We start from the raw sequence: 20,494 nt of genomic DNA on the forward strand, positions 1-20,494 counted from the left end.
CGTGGCTGCTCGCCTATTTGCGCCCGACCAGTTCGATCCAGTAGCCGTCTGGGTCCAGAACGAACGCGATATGGCTCATGCGCCCATCCTCGGGGCGTTTCTTGAAGGTCACGCCATTGGCGTCCATCCATTCGCAGGCGGCCTGCAGGTCCGGCACCGTAAAGCAGATATGGCCATAGCCCTGCGGTTCGTCGTTACCGTTGTGATAGCGCGCGTTCGGATCTTTCTCGGTACCCCAGTTATGGGTGAGTTCGAGCACGCCTTCACGGCCACTGACGTATTGGGCACGGGCATCCTTGTCCTGCGGTACGTCATCGCTGCCGGTACAGGCCAGGAAGTAGAGCGTGAACTCGCCTTCGGGCATGTCGACCGTGCGTAGCAGGCGCATACCGAAGACCTTGGTATAGAAGGCCAGGGAGGCTTCGGGATCGACGATGCGCACCATCGTGTGGTTGAAGATGAAGCCTTCGGTTTCGCTGGGCACCTCGGTGTGCACGCCGGGGGCGTCTTGCGTATTGAATGTCATTGTCTGGGTCTTGCCTTTGAAGGGAATGCGTGGCCTGTACTATGCACGAGCCACCCGATGACATGAAACAGGAGATTGCCGATGTCGAAGTACTGGTACAGGCCGATGACGCTGGATCGTCTGAATGCGGTCAACGAGCGCGACATGATCTCGCGGCTGGGTCTGGTGTATACGGATGTCACCGACGACATGATCGAAGCCCGCTTCGAAATCGACGAGCGAACCCGTCAGCCCTTCGGACTGTTGCATGGTGGCGTGTCCTGTGCGGTGTCGGAATCCATGGGCAGCGTCGCGGCCAACATGTGTGTGGACCGCGAGAAGTTCGTATGCGTGGGTATCGAGATCAATGCCAGCCATCTGCGCGGCGCCTCGTCGGGCCTCGTGCGGGCACGGTGCACGCCCATTCGCGTCGGCCGTAGCACCCATGTCTGGCAGACCGACCTGTTCGACGACCAGGACCGACATCTGTGTGTATCGCGTCTGACCGTGGCCGTGGTCGCCGCGCCGGATAGCTGACGTAGCAGCTGAACCGAGTCCCGGCGCGCCCGCACTACGCGAGGTGTGGGTGTCGGGCGGCAGGCCTTGTGCCATAAAGGTCTGGCGCAACCACCGCGATCGATCGCAATAGGCTATAGTCGGGATAGAACACTAGGGGGAAGTAGTTTGAAAGCATCCGATCTTTTCGTTCGCTGCCTCGAGGAAGAAGGCGTCGAATACGTGTTTGGCGTACCGGGCGAGGAAAATCTCGATCTGCTCGAATCGCTCAGAAACAGCGATATCGACCTGGTAGTGACCCGACATGAGCAACACGCGGCCTTCATGGCGGCCACCTACGGACGCCTGACCGGGCGAGCGGGCGTTTGCCTGTCGACGCTGGGCCCGGGTGCGACCAATCTGCTGACCGGCATCGCCTATGCCCAGCTGGGCGGCATGCCCTTGTTTGCCATCACCGGTCAGAAAGCGTTGCGCGACAATCGCCAGGGCAAGTTTCAGCTCATCGATGTGGTGGACACCTTCAAGCCATTGACCAAATGGAATTACTCGGTCACCGATAGCGGTGTGATCCCGCGCTGTGTACGCCATGCCTTCAAGGTGGCCGAAAGCGAACGCCCGGGTGCGGTGCATCTGGAACTGCCCGAAGATATCGCCGGCGAACAGATCGAACCCAGCGTTGCCCAGCAACGGGTGACGCTACGCCGACCCAATGCCGACGACCAGGCCACCGAGCAGGCCGCGGACATGATTCGCGCCGCGCGCCAGCCAATCATCGTCTATTCCGCGGGCGCCAACCGCAAACGTATTACCGAACAGCTGCAGGCCTTCGTCGAGGCGACCGGTCTGTTCGCGATCGGCACCCAGATGGGCAAGGGCGTGCTGGCCGACGATCACCCGCAGAGCCTGTTCTGCATGGGCATTCACAAGCACGACTATGTGCATAGTGCGATCGACGAGGCGGATCTGGTCATTACGCTGGGCTACGACGTGGTCGAATACCCGCCCGCGGTGTGGAATTCGGACAAGAGCAAGGCGATTCTGCATATCGATTTCGTGCCCGCCGATCCGGACGAGTACTACAGTCCCGCGCACGAAGTTATCGGCGATATTTCCAATACGCTCAAGAGCCTGCGCGCACGACTCGACGGTACGCACTTCGATACCACGCGCCTGGGCCGTTTGCGCGACCGCGTCAATACGCTGCTGCATGAAAGCGAGCCGGCCGACAGCTATCCGCCCACCCCGCAGCGCATCGTGCGCGAGGTACGCGAGGTCATGGGCCGGCGTGACATCATCAGTCTCGATAACGGCATCTACAAGATCTGGTTCGCACGTGCGTACCCGGCCTTCGAGCACAATACCGTGCTGCTGGACAACGCGCTGGCGAGCATGGGTGCCGGACTTGCGGCAGCGATGGCGGCCAAGATGGTGCACGGTGACCGCCGCGTACTGGCGATTTGTGGCGACGGCGGGTTCATGATGAACAGCCAGGATATGGAAACCGCGGTCCGGCTGGGTCTGGATCTGGTGGTCCTGCTCGTACGCGACGACGGCTACGGCTTCATTCGCTGGAAACAGGCCGGCGCCGGGTTCGAAAACTTCGGCATGGGGTTTGGTAACCCCGACTTCGTGGCCTATGCCGAGGCCTATGGCGCGCGCGGCATGCGCGTCGAGTCAGGTGACCGTTTAGGCGATGTGCTCACGCGGGCGTATGAACACGGCGGCGTGGTGCTCGTGGACTGTCCGATCGACTACAGCGTGAACAGCGAGCTCGATGTGGAGCATCATGTCGATCGCGCTGTGCTCGACGGCTGAACGGGACGGGCCATCGTGAGCGCGTGGGCATGATGCACGCTGACGATCAGCCCTCGTCACGGCCGGGCGCACTGCGCGCGATCGAGGCCCGGTCGTTCGATGATCTCGCCACGCTATTACCCGAGCTCTGCCGTGCGGCAGCCGAGCTACTCGATGTCGCCCGTGTATCGGTCTGGCTGTTCGGACGTGATCTGCGGCGTCTGAATCAGATCCATGTTCATCCGCATCGGCGCGAGAGCGCGGGGCGTCTCGTACTGGACGTATCGCCGCAACACGATTACATCGCCTCACTCGATCGAACCGGCACGTTCTCCATGACCGATGCGGCCGCGCTGTCGCCGGCGTCGCGGGATCTGTTTGCCGACTATCTCGAAGAGCGTTCGATCATGGCCATGCTGGACGCGGCGATCGTTGTACGCGGCCAGCTCGTGGGCGTGCTGTGTCACGAACATCACCGCGTGCGCCAGTGGCGCGGTTTTGAAAATACTTGGGCCCGGCGTTTCGCCGCGATCATCGCAACCACGATCGAGCGCGCGCGCGAGCGTGCTACACAAAGCGACGATCGGCGTTTTCGCCAGGTGGTCGATGCCGCCCAGGACGCGATCGCGCTGTCCACGCCCAAGGGCACGCTCGAATATCTGAACCCCGCCGCACGTCACGCCCTGGGCCTGGCACCCGACGAACCGCTTGGCAAACGCGCGATGCAAGATCTGCTCGCTGCGAGCGGCCAAGCACGCTTGCGTGAGCGCGTATTCGCCGATTTGGGGCGGGTCGGCGTATGGAGCGGCACACTCGCGCTGCCGGGCGTCGACGGGCAGTCGCTGGACGTTGCCGTCAACGTGCAAATGCATGGCGGCGACAGTCGACACGAACCGTATCTGATCTGGCATATCGGCGATTTCGCCCACCAGCTAGAGCTCGGGCGCCAGATCGCCGAAGTGCGCAGCCGTTACGAAACCACCTTCGCCAGCACGGGCGAGAGCCTGTTTCATGTCGATGCGCGCGGTCGTATTCTCGATACCGATGAAGGCTTTCGCCGGATGTTGGGGTATACGCACGACCAGCACGCGCTGTTGACCCTGCAGGACTTGAGCGAAAGGCATGCCGCAGCCGGTATCGAATACGATCTGATGCTGACACGGCAGACCGGCCACCACCTATGTGGCGAGCGCCGGCTCAAACATGCAAATGGCCATTGGGTGAACGTCCAGTTGTCGATGGTTCGGGCCGGCGAGGGCGGTCACGAGGCCATTACCGTGCGCCTGCGCGATATCAGCGAACTGGTCGCCCAGCGCGATGAAATGGAACGGCTGGCGTATTACGACCCGCTCACGGGCCTTGCGAACAGCAATCTGCTGCGCGATAGCGCCGAGCGCATGCTCGTGGACAGCGTACAGGCCGATCGACAACTGTCGTTCGTACTGCTGAAAGTCGAGCGCTGGGAACGCATTCTCGATAGTCATGGCTATCACGTAGCCGAAGGCATCATCCGTGAAATCGGGCAACGCCTGACCGCGGCATTCAAACACCGCGATGTGTTGCTCGCGCGGGTACTTAACGGTCTCGAAATCGGCCTGTTATTCGACCAGAAAGCCGAATCGCTCGAGCACGTGATCGCGAGCGCCAACGCGGCCTTCCACCGCACCTTCTGTGCCGATCAGGATCGTATTCAGCTGAGTGTGCGTAGCGGTAGCGCCCAGGCACCACGCGATGCGGTCAACTTCAAGGACCTGTCACGTTGCGCGGGGCTGGCTCTGCGCCGAGCGGGTCGCGCCAGTACGCGCCATTGCCGTTACGAACTCGCCCATTCGAGCCGAATAAAAGACGACCGCCTGCTCGAGGACGATTTGCGCAAGGCGCTGACCAGCAGCGAACTCTCGCTGTGCTACCAACCGATTCGGGCTGTCGTACGCAATGACGCCTGGAGTGCGGTCGAAGCGCTCATGCGCTGGCAACATCCGCAGTTGGGTGCGATCGCGCCGGATGACTTCATTGCCCTGGCCGAAGAAAGCGGGCTGGTGGTCGATCTCGACCGGCGCGCGCTCAGCGAGGGTTGCCAGGCCGCGGTCGATTGGCGGGACACGATCGGGCCGGTGCGCGTGTCAGTGAACATGTCCGCGCTCACGCTCATGGATCCCCGTGTCGTGGATATGGTCCATGAGGTACTCGAACAGTCCGGACTGCGCCCGGATCGCTTGTGTATCGAGGTTACCGAAACAGCGGTCATGCGCGATCGCGTGCATGCCGCGGCGGTGCTCGAGCAGTTGCACGCGCTCGGTGTGTTCATCGCCCTCGACGATTTCGGCACCGGGTATTCGTCGCTGGCGTATCTCAAGTATCTGCCGGTCGATGTGCTCAAGATCGACCGTGACTTCATTAACGGGATCGGCACCGACAACCGCGACGAACGCACCATTCAGGCGATCATCCGCCTCGGCCACGATCTGGGCCTGCACGTGGTCGCCGAAGGCGTGGAAACACGGCGCCAGTATCGCTGGCTGGCCGAACACAGTGTCGAGTTCGTACAAGGTTATTATCTGGCCCGGCCGATGCCCATAGCGGCACTATTGGAAACCGGCGTGCCGCCTGCGCTCTAGGGGCTGCGCATGGCGCCATGATCGGTTAGCATAGCGGCCACGCCGTCGTGGTGGAATTGGTAGACACGCTAGGTTTAGGTCCTAGTAGCCGAGAGGCTGTGGGGGTTCAAGTCCCTCCGACGGCACCATCGCTCGCGCACTTACAGGCTGTCGCATGCGTGCACGCCAGGCCGGAATCGGTATTACCCTGTTCTTCGTGCTGGCCGTGCTGGCAACGGCTACTGCGGGGCCGCGCGGCCACTACGATCGCGCGGCGCCAGCCGACAAGGCCTTCGTCGATGTGGTGCTGGATCTGGAACAGGCGATCGGCCAACACAATTTCGCCATTACCGCGCGTAATGAAATCGGCCAGGCCATTCGCCAGCGCGGCCATGCGGACTTTGGCGATGCCACGATCGTGCATTTCTGCAATCTCGAATATGCCCGGCGCGTGATTGCGATCGATCCCGATCTTATTCTTTACATGCCCTGTCGCATCGCGGTGTTCGACAAGGGCACTCGCGTGCATGTCGCGAGCTGGTTATTGCCGACCGACACGCACGAGGCGCAGTTCAATGCGCTCGCCGGCGAAATCAACACGCATATCCGCGCCATTGTGGATGCGGCCGTCGTGCCGATTGTCGCGCCCGCGAACCCACCGCAGGATTAGCGGCTTCACTCAGCCGCGGTTGCCTGCCGATCCGGCTGTTTTGCCTGGGCCGCCTGGCGGGAATGATAGTTCGCCGGCAGGCTGTGATTGACGAGATAGAGGGCAGCCGCACGCCAGGTAGGGTCGGTATTGCCGCGCATGTCGACCGACGCACCACCGACCGCCTCGCCGCGTTGTACGTCGTAGAGCGTGGCGTTGATATTGATGATGAGGTTGCTGACTTTTTGCACCCAGCCGGTCATTACCAGATCGGCGCCAGCCGCACGCCCCAGATCGATCTCGCAGCCGTTACAGGCATACAGATAGCGATAACTTTGCTGGGCGTCGGCGATCGCGCTTTCGATGCCTTGCGCATCGACGAGCGTGAAATCGGCTTGTGCGGCCAGCGCGCGATGCACGATCGCCTCGGTGCGCCGTAGGCGGGCGACATCGGCAGCGAGCGGGCCGTGGTTCATATCCCCTTGAAGGCTGGTATCGACCATGTCGAAGGGCAGTACCAGCAATGTCCTCGCAGGGCCCGACGGTCGTTCAGTCGCACTGGCAAGCGCGCACCAGCCAATCAGGATCGCCGCCGGTATCCACAGCCACCGGCGGAGTTTTCTCATTGCGCCACACCCGTACGCGTAGCCGTGGCATCGAGGGTCAGGCGATCGGATACGGCGGGTCGGCCGTCGGCCGCGGGTGTTTGCGCGCGTAGCTCGAGCACGCCACCGGGCACCGCGTCGGATAACAGAAAGATATAACGCCGTGCCAGCGCTTGTGCCACGTCATCGCGGTGATCCTGTTCGCCAGCGTACGGCGTGAGTTCGATACGTTCGACATCGATGGGTTCGCCGTCGTACGTGGCGCGCGCTCGGCTAACCGTTGCAGCGTCCTCGAGCGCGAACTTCACGCGGCGCTGGAAATAGCGCCAGCTCCCGCCGGTACGCCGGGCCAGCTCGGTGACGTCGTTTTGCAGAAACATCATGATCACAGGATTGCCACGGGCGTTGTCGATATCGGGCATATAGCGATGCCGATCGCCGCTGAGAAAATCCACACGGACGTGCTTGCCGTTTTGTTCGCCCTCGTCGATCTGCAGATCGACGTGGTCGGTATAGTCCGTGTCGTCGTCTGCCGTGTCGCCATCTTGGTGGACGAACTTGTATTCAAGCCGGGCGGGCGTGTTCAGACCCTGTAGATGATCGGTCATGAACAACAGACGGTTCGCTTTCGAAAACGTGGCGTCGTTTTCGTTGCCGGAGCCGGCGCCAGATTGTGCAGCCAGCGCGCTGGCGCCGAACATGAGCAGGAGCGCCACAGCGCCGCGCTGCAACAGACGGGAGCAGGGCAATTCAATCATCGTCGTCTTCTTGTACGTGGCGGTCGACCTCGCGCAGCGGTACCCGCGGCACGCCGTAGTCGTCAAGGATGGCGACGATTTCATCGCGGTTGTCGTCGATGAGCTGCTGGACCGTATTCAGCCATGCATCGTTGCCATAACGCACCCCCATGGACACGGGGAAATCGAATAGGGGCCCGTCTTCGCGCGAAAACGGCACAACGGCGATATCGACGCTGTGGATCTGTTTTGCGTAGTAGCCGGCGATCGGCCCCCAGACGACGGCGATATCGATATCGCCATTGACCAGATCCTGAGACACCATGTCGGCCGGATCGGAGTCATAGCCGCCGGATTGGGCGCGATAGCTGACGATCTGACCGATCATGCCGTGCTGGATGATCCAGTCCCCGGCCGGCGAGCCGGTGAATACACCGATACGCAGATCCTGTTTCTTCGCGGCCGGCAGATCGAGTAGATCGGCGGGCTTTTCGATCGAATCCAGCCCATGGCCTTTGACATAGGCCAGCGTGTAGGTCGATCGATAATAGGGCAGGGTCGTCTTGCCCACTTCGAAGGCGCTGCCCACGCTGATGATCAAATCGCAGGCATAGCGATGCTTTTCCGGCAGCCAGCGCTTGAGGGTATTGCGCCCGAAACCCATCTGCTCGGGCATCCAGGTGTATTCAACAGGCACGCCAAGTTTTTCGCCGAACAGGGCGGCAATACGGTTTTCGAAGCCTTCCCGCTTGTCGTTGGAAAACGGCATGTTGCTAGGGTCGGCGCACACGCGTAGCGCCTCGGCCGCGGGGTTTTCAACGCTGCGATCGTCGGCTGCAGCGGTCATGCTCACGCCCGCCAGCGCAAGAATCGAAAAAAGCGCGAAGCCCCCAACCCGGCGGGCAAATGCAGTACTCGTCATCATGAAGTCGTTCCATCGTCTGTGGTGGTGCGCGGCGCGGGCGCAACGGCCGACCAGGCCTGTTCGAATTCGTTGCCCTTGTTGTCGTGTACGTGGGCCTTGAGTTCGCCCTCGGTCGTACCGGCCACATTGAATTGCAGGCTCGGGTTGGCGCTCAGTGAAAAGGTCATGCGCGAATCGAAAACCAGCGTGTCGCCCTTGCGGATCGTGATCGCATCGACGAAATGGGCCGGTTCGACCAGACGCGTGAGCTGGTCCATTTGCAGCCCGGTGATATTGGGGTGACGGATCATGAGCTGGGTCCGCATGGCATCGCCATCGTCGACACGTACCCGGCGCAGGCGCATCTGCCCCATGTTCTCGCGCGCGGCGTCCAGATCGCGGCCGATCGGCGCCGAGCAGCCGCCGCTGGCTTTTACGTAGCGCTTGACCATGTACAGCTGGCCGTCGGCGGTTTCGGCCAGCGCCCGCATGTAGGTATAGGAATTCACCCGGACCCGCATCGCGATGGTGGCCGACCGGGCAGCCGGGCCGAATTCGAATTCGGCCGACATGGGCACCGGGTTGTTGTCGATGACCAGCCATAGCTTGCGAATCGGTGGCTGGTCGGTACCGGCGCGTTCATCGGTGATGGTAATCGGCACCACGGCCGGGTCCTCGGCACGATAGGGCGCATCGAGCGCGAGTACCCCCTGGCCATCGGCGATCGTGCGCTCACCGAAATGCTCGGCACGTAGCTGTTTCCAGGCCGCTTCGTCCTGATCGCGACGTTGAACGTCCGCGTTGGCCGTGTGCATGCAGCACGCCACCAGCACGAGCGCGGCGACCATGCTTTGCCATAACCCGCGGTGATGGAGCCGTGATATGCATTGCCTGTTCATTGCCATTCCAGCTCCGTATAGGCGACGGTCACATTGCGCTTGTGATAGTCGTCGAACAACAGCCAGCGGTCGCGCTCGCCCAGGGCGGTATGATCGAGCGCATGGTTCAGGTCGTAACCGGCAGCGATCGCGCGGCTTACGTCATCGCGGATCGCGCTCAGATAGCGTCGCTGGGATGCCAGCATGCTCGCCAGATCGGTGCCGATCGGCCCATGCCCGGGAACCACATGCGCGATCCGCTCAGGCTTTGCGGCGAGGGTATCCATTACCGCAAGCCACCCCGTCAGGCTGGCATCGATGGCCGGTACCCGGTCGACGAATAGCAGATCGCCGGTAAACAGCGTGCGACTGGCCGAGTCGAACACGCTCAGATCGTTGTTGGTGTGGGCGCTTGGCCAGGCCGTCAGTTCCAGGCGTCGCCCACCCAGATCCAGTTCGGTGTGGTCTTCGACCACCTGATCGGGCATGACCAGCCAGTCGCGATCCACTGTCATGCCCATCGTGTCTTCGGCTCGATCCAGGTAGGTCGTACCGCGTGCCGCCAGCGCGCGTTGGAAACCGGCCGCGGCAATAAAACGGGTCTCGGCCTCGACAAAGGCGCGATTGCCGAGTACGTGGTCCGGGTGCATATGGGTGTTGATGACATAGCAGACCGGCGTCGCGGTCACTGCCTCGATGCTGCGCCGCAGGGCTTGGCCCACTGCCGGACTGCCGCCGGTATCGATGACCGCCACACAGTCGCGCCCGATCACGAAAGCGAGATTGGCAATATCCCCCTGGTTGGTGTCGTCGGCTTCGGCCTGGGCGCCTCCATGAACGAACACGCCATCGGCGATTTGCGCTACATCCAGCCGCTCGGCTGGCGTAGCGGCGACGCCCGTGACCGCGTAAAGCATAACCAGCACCGCGCAGCGACCGGATTGCGCGAGTCGCATTGCTGGCAATCAGCCGTCGGCGTCCATCGGCTTCGGCCGACCGGCCGGCAGCACCCCGTCGGAACGGGCCTTGAGAAATGCCCAGATCTGCTGGACATGGTTCATCACGTCTTCGTTGTTGGCCCAGGAGGGCATGACGCTGTACTGCCCGGTGGTGGAGTCCAGACGGGTCACGCCGCCGGCAACTGCGGCCGTAAACCGGCCCTGGTTCATACCTTTCAGGCGTTGCACGAGACTCGGCGCGAACGTGCTGCCTTCGGCGTTCTGGGCATGGCATTGCGAACAGTGACTGCCGAATTTCTCGTAGCCGACCATGACATCGTCGCTGACCCGGCATTCGTTATCGCTGCAATCCACCTTATAGGGTTTGCCGTCGCTGTTCGTGTCTGCCGTTTTGCTTGCGCTTTGCTGGCTGCTGCTTGAATCCGTACTGCGCTCGTTGTCCTGGCTGTCCTTGCTGCTGCTGTCGCCGGAGGGATTGTATTCCGCGCCCATGTTGCTGTAATCGTTGACGATCGGTCCATCATCGGCGGCAAGGGCAGTGGTGGCGGACAACGACAATACAGCCAGTACGGCCAGCGTGCGGGCTATCGTTGGGCGGTTGGGGGCCATGAAAATCTCCTCGGTTGCACGTTTTGTGTTTTATGGTTGGCCGCGTGCGCAGCCAAGAAAAAGCCCGTATCCGTCGAGCACAGTGCACAACGAATACGGGCTCGATTACGTCATAGCAATACGCGTTACTTGGACGCGACTTTTTCGCTGCTATCCGCTTTTTTCGCTACGGAATCGGGCAGGGTGAAGACCGTCAGAACACCACCCAGCTGGGTATAGTTCTTGAGATCCTTGTAGCCCCCGACCGCACCCAGACCGGCGTTGGGGTCGGTCAGACCCGCAGCCATGCCGATGCCAGCCCAACCGCCGATACCCGAGAGCACGCCGACATACTGCTTGCCGTCGTATTTCCAGGTATTGACGTTGCCGATGATGCCCGACGGTGTCTTGAAGCTGTACAGCTCCTTGCCGGTCTTGGCGTCGATGGCTTTGAGATAGCCTTCGAGGGTGCCGTAGAACACCACGTCGCCCGCGGTCGCCAGCGCGCCACTCCATACCGAGAAGCGTTCGGGTACCGACCACTTGATCTCGCCGGTGGTTGCATCGAACGCGATGAATGTCCCCATGCGCTTGCCCTCGAACTTCTTCACCGGGTTGGTGATGTCGTTCGGACCGGGATACATGGCGACCGTCGAGCCGACATAGGGCTGGCCGGCCGTGTAATCCACCTTGGAGGGCTCATAGTCCATGCAGACATGGTTGGTCGGCACGTAGAACAAGCCCGTCTTGGGCGAGTACGACGCCGGCTGCTGGTCCTTGGAACCGAGCGCGGCCGGACAGATGCCGGTGACGTTCTGATCGACCTTGCCATCGGTGGAATACTCGGAAACCACCTGCGGGCGGCCGGTCTTCATATCCACCTTGCTGGCCCAGTTCACCGCCGGGTCGTACTTCTTGGCGACCAACAGTTCGCCGTTGGTGCGGTCCTGGGTATAGGCAAAGCCGTTGCGGTCGAAGTGCACGACGAGCTTGCGCATCTTGCCGTCGATCTTCTGATCGACGAGGATCTTTTCGTTGACGCCGTCGTAATCCCATTCATCGTGCGGCGTCATCTGGTACAGCCATTTCGCCTCGCCGGTATCCGGATCGCGGGCGAAGATGGTCATCGAGTATTTGTTATCGCCCGGACGCTGGGTCGGGTTCCAGGTGCCCGGATTGCCGGTGCCGTAATAGAGCAGATCGAGATCCGGATCGTAGGTGAACCAGCCCCAGGTCGTACCGCCACCGATCTTCCACTGATCGCCTTCCCAGCTCTTGAGGCTGGTGTCCTTGCCGACCGGTTTCTGGGTGATGGCATTGATGGTCTTGTCCGGGTCGATGAGCATGGTGTCGTCCGGCCCGGTGCTGTAGGCGCGCCAGGCCAGCTTGCCGTCATCGATGTTGTAGGCGGTCAGATAACCGCGTACGCCGAACTCGCCGCCGGAAATGCCGGTAATGACCTTGTCCTTGACCACCAATGGCGCATTGGTCGCCGTCTGGCCCTTGCTCGGGTCCCCGTTGACGCTCTTCCAGACTACCTTGCCGCTATCGGCGTCGAGCGCGACGAGCGTGGTGTCGGCCTGCTGCAAGAAGATCTTGCCGTCGCCATAGGCCAGGCCGCGGTTGACCGTGTCACAGCACATGACCGGAATGACCTGCGGATTCTGGGTGGGCTCGTATTTCCACTTGATGGCGTGGGTCTCGAGATCCAGGGCGAAGACCTTGTTGGGGAAGGGCGTCGATATATACATCGTGTCGCCCTTGACCAGCGGTCCGCCTTCGTGGCCGCGTAATACGCCGGTAGAAAAGGTCCAGGCCGGCGAAAGCTGACTGGCGTTTTCACTGTTGATCTGATCGAGTTCGCTGTAGCGCTGGCCGTTGTACTGGCCGCTCCACATGATCCAGTTGCTCGGATCCTTTTGCATCTGCACCAGATCGGTGGATGAAGAATCGCTGTCCTTACTCTGTGCATTATCGTTCTGGGCAAGAACGATACCGGACCCCATCAGCGAGGAAACGGCTATGGCAGCCGTCGCCAAGCGAAGAGCCCCCTTGGCGGGTGTTAATTTCACGACGTTTCTCCTCCGTCACGTAATTAATTTATAGGGCGTCGGCCCCTGTTTTTTGTCGGGATAGCCGCGCCGGATGGGGGCGCTACGAACGCTGCGTCCGGTCATCCCCTGATGTTTTCGATAGCATGCGCCGCCCCCAGCGTCAACGGCTTAGAGCGACTTGCGCACATTTTTGCAATGCCGATCTTCCCGGTCCCCAAGAGCGGGAAAATGTCCCAAGGTCGTTGAACGCCCGCATGGCAAGCTCGGATGAAACCGGTGTCGATCGCACGCGGTTGCATGTGCCCTGCATGAAGTTCGACCAATAGCTAGGTCAAGTTCCCGGCCACGCCGGGATATTCACCCACCGGAATGGCCATTTAGCGCGCTGCGACGCAGCAAAAAAAGAGGTTTCAGACCGATGCGCGTGGGCCCGGCGCGGGCAGCGACTGGACCTGCGTGTTTACCGAGTTGGGCTTTCGATCAGGCACTGATCCGCAGCCTGGGCCTTGAGCTTGGCCAGCTGGCTGCGACTTTCGCGGGCGATCGAGCCTTCGCGCAGTACTTCGGGGCGTTCGCCGGCTGCGTGCTGACCGCGCTGATAGGTGTCGAGCGTGACGTAGTCGTCGTAGGGCAGTTGATCGGCAATATAGTCGATGCTGCACGAGCATTTATAGAGCGTGTCGTAGTTCTCGGCGCCCAACTGGTTCATGCATTCGTAAACGTATTCGACCCGTGCCTGCGTAGGGTAGTTGTGCGCAGGCGTTTTGGCCGCGAATGCGACCGCGGGCACGCTCAGGCCGGCCAAGACCAGCAGCCCCAGAGAATATTTCATCACGCTCCTCCTTCGTATTGTTATTAATCCGGCAGCAAAACGGCTGACCGGGTCAGCCGTCTTCAACGCCATCGAAAAATACACGCCGACACATGGCCGCCGTTTATCTTCCATGGTGTCGCGCTACCGGCTGCGGCGAGCCTGGTTTTACAGGCCGGCGTTCAACCCCAGACCCAATCGATGTCGGGTCGATAAGGCCTACCGGTGCCGATTCAATGACCAGCTTACACTGCAACGCGAGTGCAGCGGATCGCAAATCCACGCTGCGCCCACGCCTGTATCAGGCGCCCCGGGATGGTTTAGACGGCGTCACTCAAGCGATAGCCCACACCACGAACGGTATGGATGAGCGATTCCCCACCGACTTCGGCCAGCAGTTGGCGCAGACGATGTACGTGGCCGCGCAGGGCTGCCTCCGAGGCCGGGCGCGATTCCGGCCAGACAGCGTTTTCTATGGTCTCGCGTAGGACGATATCCGGATGCGCCTGAACCAGCAGTTCGAGAATTCGGTAACTGGTAGGGGCGAGCGGCACGGTTTCCCCGGCACAGTGGGCCGCACTGCGCTCGGGATCGAGTTGCAGTGCGGCACTGCCGATCGATTTCACCCGGCGGCGCTTGTAATGAACCGCGGATTCCAGCCGTGCGTATAGATCCGGCAACTCGTTGGAGGCGAGCACACAGTTTTCTATGCGGGCGATACGCTCGCACGGCACACGCCCATCCTTGCCGGTGAGCACGATGATCGGCGGACCGGCACCCAGCCCCGCGCGTAGGCGCGTACACAGGCCGTCGCCATCGACCCGGGGTGGATCCGGATCGAGGATCACCGCGTCGTAGCGGTGTGCATCACATAATCGAATAGCCAGTGCGCCATCGGAAGCGAAGTCCGGGTCGTCGCCCTGACGGCTGAGGTAGTCGCCGATATCGATCGCCCGGCGATCGTCGGATTCGATGATCAGTACGTCCATCGTCGCGTTGTGCCTTGTTCATACCCTGCAGCGATGTCGGTGAGACATCGTTGCAGCACAAAGGTTTAACGCAACGTACGAATAAATATCGCGGCCGGGCTAAAGCGCGCTTAAAAACGAAAAAGGGGCGGCCCACAGCCGCCCCCGATCATTCGCGCAAGCGGCTAGGCGCTCATCAGTTCTTCCAGCCGAATCGGCAGTTCGCGTATGCGCTTGCCGGTGGCGTGATGCACCGCATTGGCCACGGCCGCGGCCATGCCGGTAATACCGATTTCGCCGATACCGCGGGCGCCGAACTCGTTGAAGGCATAGTCCGGATGATCGAGCAGGATCACGTCAACGGAATCGGGCTGGTCGGCATGCACCGGCACCAAGTATTCCGCATAGTTGTTGTTGACCGGCAAGCCCGAGCGTTCGTCGTACTCGGTCGCTTCGAACTGGGCCATGCCGATACCCATGGCGATCGCGCCTTCGACCTGATTTGCCGACGTCTTTTCGTTGATGATCTGGCCCACGTCGATGGCGCTCACCACACGGGATACCCGCAGGCGGGAGATACCCGGGTCCCAGCGTACTTCGACGAAATGCGCGCCGAAGGAGCGAAAGGAATATTCGCCCTGGGGGGCGCCCGGCGTATGGGCTTCGCCATCGGCATTGGCCAGTTTGAGCTGGCTGAGCACATCGGTGTAGGCGACCGATTTGCCGTCACCATCGACGAGCTTGCCGTCGTCGAAGCTCAGGTCGTCCGACTTCGCCCCCGCAAAGGCACCGCCGTCGCTGATGGCGTAGCTTTTCAGTGCGTCAATCGCCGATCGCGTGGCCTCTGCGATTGCCGGCAGCGTTGTCGCCGTTGCCCAGGACCCGCCGGAAACCGGTCCGCTCGGATAGCTGGAGTCGCCCAGCTCCACCTCGATCTTGTCCAGCGGTATGCCAGTAATCGCCGAGACAGCCTGGGCCACGATCGTATACGTGCCGGTACCGATGTCCTGGGTTGCACAGGAGGCGTACGCCGTGCCGTCGGCACGGAGCGAAACCCGGGCGTCGCAGTTCATCTTCAGCGCTTCCCAGTTACAGGCTGCCATGCCCCAGCCGAGAATCTCGTCGCCATCGCGCATCGAGCCGATCTCGGCATTGCGCTTCGACCAGCCGAACTTTTCAGCACCTTTGTCGAAGGCTTCCATGAGATGGATGCTGGAGAAGGGCAGATCCATGCTCTGGTCGCGCTCGGTGTAGTTGGCCTTGCGGAACTCGAGCGGATCCATGTTCAGCTTTTCGGCCATTTCATCCATGGCCGATTCGAGCGCGAAAAGCCCCGGTGCAGCGCCCGGCGCACGCATGGAGGTCGGCGTGCCGTGATTGGCACCGATGGTCGCATGGCTCACGCGCAGGTTTTCACAGTCGTACAGGCTTTTCGTACAGCTGCCTGTGGTTTCGACGTAGGTATCGACCATCGAGGTGGTATTGACCGAATCGTGGGTTAACGCTGTGAGCTTGCCGTTGTCGTCTGCGCCAATACGAATCTGTTGCTGGGTCGGCGGGCGGTGGCCCGTGGTCGTGAACATCTGCTGGCGTGGCACCACCAGTTGGACCGGGCGGCCGACTTCGCGTGCCGCAGCAGCTGCGGCAATCGCATGCGGCCACAGCCAGAGCTTGCTGCCGAAGCCGGAGCCGATGAACGGCGAGCGGACTTCGACCCGCTCCGGTGGCAAACCAAAGACCTTGGCCATCACATTGCGCGCGAAGATCACGCCCTGCGACGACTCGTAAAGCACGAGATCGCCGTTCTCCCAATTGGCCACGCTCGCGTGCATTTCCATCGGGTTATGGGTTTCCATCGGCGTGACATAGGTCACGTCGATCTGGTTTGCCGAGGACTCGAACGCGCTATCGGGGTTGCCGCGGCTATGGCCGCTGGAATCCGCGGTCTTCGGCTTGTCGCCGCGTTCGAGCGCCTGACTCAGGGTAGCGATGGGCTCGGCATCGGCGCTGTAGTCGACCTTAACTGCGTAAGCGGCTGCCCGGGCATTCGCGAAGGTATCGGCAACGACCAGTGCAACGAACTGGCCCGGATAATACACCTTGCCATCCTCGAACGGCAGGCGTGTTTCATCAACTTTGTTTTCCTGCGCAAAGCTGCTGGGCGTGCGATACAGGTTGGGGAAATGATCGTGATGGAAGATATCGATCACGCCCGGCATCTGCTTGGCCTTGGACAGATCGATATTGTCGATCGTACCGCTGGCCACGGTACTGAAAACGCCGTAGGCATACGCCATGTTCGGCAGGTGGTGGTCGGCCGCGTACATCGCCTGGCCGCTGAGTTTTTTAGGCCCATCGATACGTGGCTTGGACGCACCGATGATCTTGGCTTGAATCTTGTCGGTCATGGTTGCTTGTCCTCTGCGCTCAGGCCGCGGTTACGTTGCTAAGACTGCGTACGACAGCCTGCTGCCCGAGCGGAATCTTGAACGCGTTGTGTTCGTAGGGCGTAGCGCCCTTGAAAGCGATCTCGGCGGCTTTCTTGAAGCTTGCCTCGGTCGCGGGCTGGCCGATGAGCGCCTGCTCGGCCTCGCGTGCGCGCCAGGGCTTGGTGCCGACACCGCCCATGGCGATCCGGGCATCACGAATGGTGTTGCCATCGGTCGCGATAATCACGCCGCTGGAGGCCAGGGCGAACTGGTAGGACGCGCGGTCGCGCAGTTTGAGATAGGTCGAGCGGCTACCCTTGATCGGCGCATCCAGCACCACGTGAGTAATCAATTCGTCGGCTTCCAGCGCATGCTCCTTTTCTGGCGAATCGCCCGGCAGCAGATGGAAGTCGAGAAAATCGATTTCGCGTTCGCCGTCCGGCCCGGTCACGAGCACTTTCGCACCGATGGCCGCCATGGCCACGCACATATCGGACGGATGGCTGGCAATGCACTTGTCGCTGGTGCCCAGCACGGCGTGCACGCTGCGGTTGTGCCCGCCGATCGCCGCACAGCCCGAACCGGGTTCACGTTTGTTGCAGGCCGATACGCCGTCGCGAAAATACGGACAACGCACTCGCTGCATGACGTTGCCGCCAGTTGTCGCCTTATTGCGAAGCGATGTCGAAGCGCCAGATAGCAATGCTTCGGAAAGCACCGCGTACTGGTCGACGACCTTGGGGTGGTAGGCGAGATCGGTATTGGACACCATCGCGCCGATCTTGAGCCGGCCGTCGTCGAGTTCTTCGACGTCGTAGAGCGGCAGCCCGTTTACGTCGACGACGCGCTCGGGCTGCATGATGTCGATCTTAACCAGGTCGAGCAGGGTGGTACCGCCGGCAACGAACGACGACGGCTGGCCCGCGTGGGCCGACACTGCAGCATTCACGCTATCGGCTTTCTGATATTCGAAATTTCGCATCGAAACGTCTCCTAGACCTTGCCGCGCGTGGATTGAACCGCCGAAAGGATGTTCTTGTACGCACCGCAGCGGCAGATATTGCCGCTCATGGCTTCACGTACGGCATCATCGCTGTCGCCAATATGCGAACTGCCCAGCACATAGGTTGCGGTCATCATCTGGCCCGCCGTGCAGTAACCGCACTGGTAGGCATCTTCATCGAGGAAAGCCTGCTGGATCGGGTGCAGCTCGCCGTCTTTGGACAGCCCTTCGACGGTCGTGATCTCGTCGCCGTCGTGCATCACGGCCAGGCTCAGACAGGAATTGACGACGGTGCCGTTGACATGCACGTTGCAGGCGCCGCATTGGCCGTGGTCACAGCCTTTCTTGGTGCCTGTGAGCTGTAGTTCGTCGCGGATCGCATCGAGAAGAATCACATTGGGGGCGACGTCGATCTGCTTCATCTGGCCGTTGATCGTGAACGATACACGCGTCTTGCCGGCGGCGGGCGCATCGGCAGTTGTCGGCGTGGGGGCGTCGCCTTCGTCGGCAAACGCCTGGCCAATGCCCGCGCCGGACGTTGCCGCGGCTATGCTGGACATACCGACCGTCTTCATGAAGCGACGGCGCGATGCCGAATGTTTGGGTTCGCCAGCGTTGCTGGCGGCACCGCGGGTGTCACGGTTGTTCATGGATTTCTCCGTTTTTTGGGCAACGCTCGGCGCGTCGCTCGGTGGAATGCTTTTGTTTTATTGTCTGGACTGAACGGTAATACCGATACTCTTACACCATAAACGATGACGAAATGGTGCCGGTTTGGTTTTGGCTATGACCGCGATTGAAAGAACGTTCGGCACGACGAGCCGCGGCCGGGGTATCGACATCGCGCAAACAGCCCGCGGGGGCGTCAAGTACACGAAAACGCGTCGCGGGTACCTGGTCGAGAATGGCTTTGGCGCCGCGATCGCCGTCGAGGCGGGCGAGATCGGGGAACAACCGTCGCGAAACGATCACGGGGTGGCCGGGTCGGCCAGCACACACCGGTCGAACGTAGTCCAGACCCGGCCGCCAAAGACGACAGAGTCTTGAAATCGTGCGTTTTTCGATACCGGGCATATCGCCCAGCATGATCAGAGCGGCATCGCAGCGTGTCGGCAACGCGCCCAGCCCGCAGCGCAGGCTTTCTGCCATACCGCTGCGGTAGTTCGGATTATGAACCCAGCGATACCGGCGAGATCCGGTTGCTTGCGCCTGCACCGCCCGACGTACGCGTTGGCGTTCTCGCCCGGTAACGACAATGACAGGCCGGACCGGTTGGTCATCGAGCACAGCCACGCTGCGTGCGATAACGGTTCGGCCGGCCAGCCACGCCAGCAGTTTGGAGTCATGGCCATAGCGCGTCGACGCACCGCCGGCCAGCACGATCGCGCCGATCACGCCGTGGCTGCGCTCACGCGGGCACGCAGAGCGACAAGCTCTGCAAGCACCGATAGCGCAATTTCGCGCGGCTCGCGAGCGTTGATCGACAGCCCGGCCGGCGTATGCAGTCGCTGCAACGCTTCAACAGAAAAACCCGCGGCACGAAGGCGTTCAATTCGGTCCGCTGCCTTGCTGCGGCTTCCCAAAGCGCCGACCGCGAATGCGGGTGACGCCAAACCTTTCGCAAGCGCTGAATGGTCGTCGTCGATGTCATGCGTCAGCGTGTAAAGCGCAGTGTAGGCGTCTAATGTAAGCGCCTCCAGTGCGCGTGCGAGCGGCCGCGTATCGTAATGCGCAAGTGTGGAATTCGGCGGCGGGGCAGGCGGGCCGTACGGCCGCAGCAACAAGACGTCATAACCGAAAGTCGGCGCAAGCTGTGCCAATGCGAGCGTGACCGGGTCGCCGCCGGCAATAACCAGTCGCGGCGTCGGCAGGTAACGTTGATGGAATATGCGATGGCTGGCCTCGTTGTGTGCCGGGCCATAGCGATGCGTGCCGCTTTCGAGATCGATCGCCACATCGAGAGGCTGACGCCGCTCACGCGCTTCGCCCCAGTGCGCGACATACTCGCCCACATCGTCGATCGCGCGAACGAAGATGCCAATACGCCCGCCACAGGTCAGCTGCACGTCCAGCACCGGGCTACCCGCGCCATAGTCGAGCATGGCCGGCGTGCCTGTTTTCAATACCTCGAGCGCCTGAGCCGCGACCGCGCCTTCCACGCAGCCGCCGGATACATAGCCCGCGACTTCACCGTGTTCGTTGATCGCCATTTCGCTGCCGAGCGGGCGCGGTGACGAGCCGACGATGCTTACCAGCGTAGCGAGTGCAACGCGATGGCCGTTTGCATGCCACGCCGCAACGACGGGATAGAGATCATCGACCAGGCCATAGATCGGCCAGGCGGGCCATTCCGCGCGCGGTGGCGGCGCCGAATTCTTATTCCGCCGGCGATCGGTAAACGAAGTAAGCGTATCTGTCATGTGCACCGACATTAGCGGCTTCGACCGATGCCCGCCACCACAGCCGCGCGTGCACGCCACATTGGCAGTGTTTGACC

Annotated in this window: 19 protein-coding genes and 1 tRNA gene; 5 read left to right on the plus strand and 15 right to left on the minus strand. The window is 61.7% G+C overall.

The window, feature by feature from the left end; all coding sequences use genetic code 11:
* Positions 1 to 13: 13 nt before the first annotated feature.
* A complete protein-coding gene (gloA, locus tag S4A8_RS08890; protein WP_353219878.1) occupies positions 14 to 526 on the minus strand; it encodes a lactoylglutathione lyase in 513 nt (170 codons plus the stop codon).
* A gap of 81 nt (positions 527 to 607) precedes the next feature.
* Between gloA and S4A8_RS08895 the strand changes: the two genes are divergently transcribed.
* The 5 genes from S4A8_RS08895 to S4A8_RS08915 all read left to right on the plus strand — a co-directional run bounded on the left by S4A8_RS08895 (position 608) and on the right by S4A8_RS08915 (position 6,082).
* A complete protein-coding gene (locus tag S4A8_RS08895) occupies positions 608 to 1,042 on the plus strand; it encodes a hotdog fold thioesterase (protein WP_353219879.1) in 435 nt (144 codons plus the stop codon).
* A 147-nt stretch (positions 1,043 to 1,189) separates the two neighbouring features.
* Positions 1,190 to 2,836, plus strand: coding sequence for an acetolactate synthase large subunit (locus S4A8_RS08900; protein ID WP_353219880.1), 1,647 nt, complete (start codon positions 1,190 to 1,192; stop codon positions 2,834 to 2,836).
* A gap of 29 nt (positions 2,837 to 2,865) precedes the next feature.
* On the plus strand, positions 2,866 to 5,433 hold the full coding sequence (locus tag S4A8_RS08905) for a sensor domain-containing phosphodiesterase (RefSeq protein WP_353219881.1): 2,568 nt from the start codon (positions 2,866 to 2,868) through the stop codon (positions 5,431 to 5,433).
* Positions 5,434 to 5,474: 41 nt separating this feature from the next.
* Positions 5,475 to 5,561 (plus strand) — tRNA-Leu (locus S4A8_RS08910).
* Between the two features lie 26 nt (positions 5,562 to 5,587).
* Positions 5,588 to 6,082, plus strand: a complete 495-nt coding sequence (locus S4A8_RS08915; protein WP_353178339.1) for a DUF302 domain-containing protein — start codon at positions 5,588 to 5,590, stop codon at positions 6,080 to 6,082.
* Between the two features lie 5 nt (positions 6,083 to 6,087).
* Here S4A8_RS08915 and S4A8_RS08920 read toward each other — a convergent pair whose 3' ends face one another.
* The 14 genes from S4A8_RS08920 to S4A8_RS08985 all read right to left on the minus strand — a co-directional run bounded on the left by S4A8_RS08920 (position 6,088) and on the right by S4A8_RS08985 (position 20,417).
* A complete protein-coding gene (locus S4A8_RS08920) occupies positions 6,088 to 6,687 on the minus strand; it encodes a DUF3280 domain-containing protein (RefSeq protein WP_353219882.1) in 600 nt (199 codons plus the stop codon).
* Complete coding sequence (locus S4A8_RS08925; protein WP_353219883.1) at positions 6,684 to 7,424, minus strand: hypothetical protein; 741 nt, start codon at positions 7,422 to 7,424, stop codon at positions 6,684 to 6,686. Before S4A8_RS08925 ends, S4A8_RS08920 begins: the two co-directional genes overlap by 4 nt.
* Entirely contained in the window at positions 7,417 to 8,328 is a 912-nt protein-coding gene (locus S4A8_RS08930) for a quinoprotein dehydrogenase-associated putative ABC transporter substrate-binding protein (protein ID WP_353219884.1), read from the minus strand. The genes S4A8_RS08925 and S4A8_RS08930 overlap by 8 nt, the downstream gene beginning before the upstream one ends.
* Positions 8,325 to 9,122, minus strand: coding sequence for a quinoprotein dehydrogenase-associated SoxYZ-like carrier (locus S4A8_RS08935; protein WP_353219885.1), 798 nt, complete (start codon positions 9,120 to 9,122; stop codon positions 8,325 to 8,327). The genes S4A8_RS08930 and S4A8_RS08935 overlap by 4 nt, the downstream gene beginning before the upstream one ends.
* A gap of 80 nt (positions 9,123 to 9,202) precedes the next feature.
* Positions 9,203 to 10,102: a quinoprotein relay system zinc metallohydrolase 2 gene (locus S4A8_RS08940; RefSeq protein ID WP_353219886.1), complete on the minus strand. Its 900-nt coding sequence runs from the start codon at positions 10,100 to 10,102 to the stop codon at positions 9,203 to 9,205.
* A gap of 48 nt (positions 10,103 to 10,150) precedes the next feature.
* Positions 10,151 to 10,753, minus strand: coding sequence for a c-type cytochrome (locus S4A8_RS08945; protein ID WP_353178351.1), 603 nt, complete (start codon positions 10,751 to 10,753; stop codon positions 10,151 to 10,153).
* A gap of 125 nt (positions 10,754 to 10,878) precedes the next feature.
* The gene (locus S4A8_RS08950) at positions 10,879 to 12,738 is read right to left on the minus strand and encodes a methanol/ethanol family PQQ-dependent dehydrogenase (RefSeq protein WP_353178444.1); all 1,860 of its coding nucleotides are present in this window, start codon (positions 12,736 to 12,738) and stop codon (positions 10,879 to 10,881) included.
* A 508-nt stretch (positions 12,739 to 13,246) separates the two neighbouring features.
* Entirely contained in the window at positions 13,247 to 13,618 is a 372-nt protein-coding gene (locus S4A8_RS08955; RefSeq protein WP_353178353.1) for a hypothetical protein, read from the minus strand.
* A gap of 299 nt (positions 13,619 to 13,917) precedes the next feature.
* On the minus strand, positions 13,918 to 14,586 hold the full coding sequence (locus S4A8_RS08960) for a response regulator transcription factor (RefSeq protein WP_353178355.1): 669 nt from the start codon (positions 14,584 to 14,586) through the stop codon (positions 13,918 to 13,920).
* A gap of 164 nt (positions 14,587 to 14,750) precedes the next feature.
* Positions 14,751 to 16,961, minus strand: coding sequence for a xanthine dehydrogenase family protein molybdopterin-binding subunit (locus S4A8_RS08965; RefSeq protein ID WP_353220068.1), 2,211 nt, complete (start codon positions 16,959 to 16,961; stop codon positions 14,751 to 14,753).
* A gap of 31 nt (positions 16,962 to 16,992) precedes the next feature.
* Entirely contained in the window at positions 16,993 to 17,976 is a 984-nt protein-coding gene (locus S4A8_RS08970; RefSeq protein WP_353178357.1) for an FAD binding domain-containing protein, read from the minus strand.
* Positions 17,977 to 17,987: 11 nt separating this feature from the next.
* Positions 17,988 to 18,647, minus strand: a complete 660-nt coding sequence (locus tag S4A8_RS08975; RefSeq protein WP_006914641.1) for a (2Fe-2S)-binding protein — start codon at positions 18,645 to 18,647, stop codon at positions 17,988 to 17,990.
* Positions 18,648 to 18,738: 91 nt separating this feature from the next.
* Entirely contained in the window at positions 18,739 to 19,392 is a 654-nt protein-coding gene (locus S4A8_RS08980) for a nucleotidyltransferase family protein (protein WP_006914640.1), read from the minus strand.
* Complete coding sequence (locus S4A8_RS08985; RefSeq protein WP_152522808.1) at positions 19,389 to 20,417, minus strand: XdhC family protein; 1,029 nt, start codon at positions 20,415 to 20,417, stop codon at positions 19,389 to 19,391. Before S4A8_RS08985 ends, S4A8_RS08980 begins: the two co-directional genes overlap by 4 nt.
* Positions 20,418 to 20,494 lie beyond the last annotated feature (77 nt).

The organism is Salinisphaera sp. S4-8 (assembly GCF_040361235.1).
Taxonomy (GTDB): Bacteria; Pseudomonadota; Gammaproteobacteria; order Nevskiales; family Salinisphaeraceae; genus Salinisphaera.

Excerpts from the sequence above, each read along its gene's own strand:
- S4A8_RS08925 (WP_353219883.1), bottom strand. The coding sequence starts at position 7,424 with ATGATTGAATTGCCCTGCTCCCGTCTGTTGCAGCGCGGCGCTGTGGCG.
- S4A8_RS08975 (WP_006914641.1), bottom strand. The coding sequence starts at position 18,647 with ATGAACAACCGTGACACCCGCGGTGCCGCCAGCAACGCTGGCGAACCC.
- S4A8_RS08915 (WP_353178339.1), top strand. The coding sequence starts at position 5,588 with ATGCGTGCACGCCAGGCCGGAATCGGTATTACCCTGTTCTTCGTGCTG.
- S4A8_RS08905 (WP_353219881.1), top strand. The coding sequence starts at position 2,866 with ATGATGCACGCTGACGATCAGCCCTCGTCACGGCCGGGCGCACTGCGC.
- S4A8_RS08970 (WP_353178357.1), bottom strand. The coding sequence starts at position 17,976 with ATGCGAAATTTCGAATATCAGAAAGCCGATAGCGTGAATGCTGCAGTG.
- S4A8_RS08985 (WP_152522808.1), bottom strand. The coding sequence starts at position 20,417 with ATGACAGATACGCTTACTTCGTTTACCGATCGCCGGCGGAATAAGAAT.
- S4A8_RS08955 (WP_353178353.1), bottom strand. The coding sequence starts at position 13,618 with ATGAAATATTCTCTGGGGCTGCTGGTCTTGGCCGGCCTGAGCGTGCCC.
- S4A8_RS08930 (WP_353219884.1), bottom strand. The coding sequence starts at position 8,328 with ATGATGACGAGTACTGCATTTGCCCGCCGGGTTGGGGGCTTCGCGCTT.
- S4A8_RS08945 (WP_353178351.1), bottom strand. The coding sequence starts at position 10,753 with ATGGCCCCCAACCGCCCAACGATAGCCCGCACGCTGGCCGTACTGGCT.
- S4A8_RS08940 (WP_353219886.1), bottom strand. The coding sequence starts at position 10,102 with ATGCTTTACGCGGTCACGGGCGTCGCCGCTACGCCAGCCGAGCGGCTG.
- S4A8_RS08920 (WP_353219882.1), bottom strand. The coding sequence starts at position 6,687 with ATGAGAAAACTCCGCCGGTGGCTGTGGATACCGGCGGCGATCCTGATT.
- S4A8_RS08960 (WP_353178355.1), bottom strand. The coding sequence starts at position 14,586 with ATGGACGTACTGATCATCGAATCCGACGATCGCCGGGCGATCGATATC.
- S4A8_RS08950 (WP_353178444.1), bottom strand. The coding sequence starts at position 12,738 with ATGGGGTCCGGTATCGTTCTTGCCCAGAACGATAATGCACAGAGTAAG.
- S4A8_RS08935 (WP_353219885.1), bottom strand. The coding sequence starts at position 9,122 with ATGCACACGGCCAACGCGGACGTTCAACGTCGCGATCAGGACGAAGCG.
- gloA (WP_353219878.1), bottom strand. The coding sequence starts at position 526 with ATGACATTCAATACGCAAGACGCCCCCGGCGTGCACACCGAGGTGCCC.
- S4A8_RS08895 (WP_353219879.1), top strand. The coding sequence starts at position 608 with ATGTCGAAGTACTGGTACAGGCCGATGACGCTGGATCGTCTGAATGCG.